2 protein-coding genes are annotated in these 1,187 nt (G+C 45.7%); both read left to right on the top strand.

The features are described 5' to 3' along the window. Positions 1–76 precede the first annotated feature (76 nt). Positions 77–868, top strand: a complete 792-nt coding sequence (locus ACNQ0W_RS25155) for a hypothetical protein (RefSeq protein ID WP_000774871.1) — start codon at positions 77–79, stop codon at positions 866–868. A gap of 252 nt (positions 869–1,120) precedes the next feature. Then, on the top strand, positions 1,121–1,187 hold a 67-nt coding region (locus tag ACNQ0W_RS25150; protein WP_225541151.1), incomplete at its 3' end, for a hypothetical protein.

The raw sequence follows: 1,187 nt of genomic DNA, 5'->3' as shown, positions 1-1,187 counted from the left end.
GGTTATTAGTTGGTATTAGTGTATTTGTTATGATCTTCTCATCAAATACATTAATTAAATAATCAAGGAGTCAACTGTGGCAGATAATTATACTCAGGCGTCGTTTATTATTCCCTGCACTCAGGAGCAGGCAAAAATGGCACAAGAAGCAATCACATTCGTTACCGAAGCAGAAATTGCAGAAGGTGAGCGTTTGCTTGATAAGCCACTGACAGATTGTTCTCTGACTGAGAAGCTGATCCTCAGTATTATCGAGAACCACCCTGAGTATGACCCTTCTGAGCCGAGCTTTGGGCAACCATCCTGCCCAGACTGCAATTATGAACTGTTGTTCGCAACAGAAGTTACCAGCAGTGGGCTGGCAGTTTTTCATGGAGAGACCATTGATCTTGACCATGCAATTTGCCTCACAACTGCCGTGCTGTCGGTATTCGACCTCTCGGAAATGGTAACAATTACTGCTGCATTTACATGCAGTAAAAGCCGGACAGATGAATTTGGGGGTATGACTATTCTGGTCACAAAGGATACCCACTATTACCAGGATGGCTGTCAGTTTTCTCGTCTCATGAATGAGGCTCACAAAGCCGGTATCCAGTATGCTCTGTGTAAAGTGACGCATTACCACGGTGAGAGCAGCTATGTGGCAAGCTATGTCCTGAGCTGCGACGTAGCGGATTCAGCCCAGGAGGTCGTTAACAAACGACTGAAGGCATGTGCCGGAAAAGAGCCAGAAGACGGAATCTATATTCTGTGTGAAGAAGACAACACTAGTCTTTCGGTCGAACTCGTTACAGAACTGTCTCCGCTCGATTACGACAAGCTGAGCAAGCTTCTCCCTTCCCTTGACACCCTTTGCGGCGCTTAAGCCTGCCAATTACCGTAGCCACCGGTTTCCCCGGTGGCCTGGAGCCTGCCATGACCAATAAATTCATAGTTTCTACCGTTGATTGTATCAATGAATTTGCAAGTGACGTTCCGCAGAGTGTTTCCTTACGGATAGATACAATGCTTGAACAGCGTATCCGCAAATTGGCGGCATACGTGAAAGAAAACGATCTTCATTTAACTGAGTTTTACTTCTATGAGGCTTTGTTGAATAAATCGAACTTTTGCTGAGTTGAAGGATCAGATCACGCATCTTCCCGACAACGCAGACCGTTCCGTGGCAAAGCAAAAGTTCAAAA

Source organism: Enterobacter cloacae complex sp. 6730903 (assembly GCF_048283985.1).
In the GTDB taxonomy this organism is placed as follows: Bacteria; Pseudomonadota; Gammaproteobacteria; order Enterobacterales; family Enterobacteriaceae; genus Enterobacter; species Enterobacter hormaechei_C.
The sequence above is the reverse complement of the archived record's forward strand: the minus strand, read 5'-3'. Positions and strand labels throughout refer to the sequence as shown.